The sequence below is a fragment of the Vibrio sp. 1078-1 genome (genome assembly GCF_033340475.1).
Window position 1 is genome coordinate 1 of sequence record NZ_JAWOWM010000776.1, and the last position, 541, is coordinate 541.

Consider the following 541-nt stretch of genomic DNA (forward strand, 5'->3'; position numbering starts at 1 on the left):
AATCCCACTCAAAACTCAGCTCATCATTGGCCGTAACAGGTGCAACCATCCATAATGAAGCGGCAATGAAGCTAATCGCAACGCTGTTTACATTGACGATGGCGTTAAAGAATCGCACTTTCATAAAACATCCTTGATGGCGTTAATAACCTTAAATTACAGCTCCGATGTATTGGCTTTCGGCAAATAACTCGGGTTGTAGAATTTGTTATCCAACTGCCACGGGACGATTTCTTGATACTCAATCACCGTCTTTTTGCTCGGTTGAATGCTGTCGAGCAGGGTCATCTCACTGACGTAATCTTCGCCGCGGTTGGTCGCTCGTCCGTATTGCGCTTGCTTGGCAAGCTTGCCTGAACGCAAATAAAGATCCGCTTTGATCGGGAACGCATCTTGCTCAGACAACCACAAATCGATCTTCTGATAACTCGCTCCCTTGGTTTTGGCCGTTAGGGCAAGGCGATAAGCCGCGATGCTCTGTCCATTTATCGTGAGGGTTTCCGTCGCTTTCCACTCGCCTTGGTAATCCTGGCTCCACGTC

Annotated in this window: 1 protein-coding gene; it reads right to left on the reverse strand. The window is 48.1% G+C overall.

What is annotated here, in order from left to right; genetic code table 11:
- Window positions 1-156: 156 nt before the first annotated feature.
- Window positions 157-541 (reverse strand): outer membrane lipoprotein-sorting protein (locus R7190_RS30000; protein ID WP_318138224.1); only part of this gene is annotated, 385 nt, incomplete at its 5' end.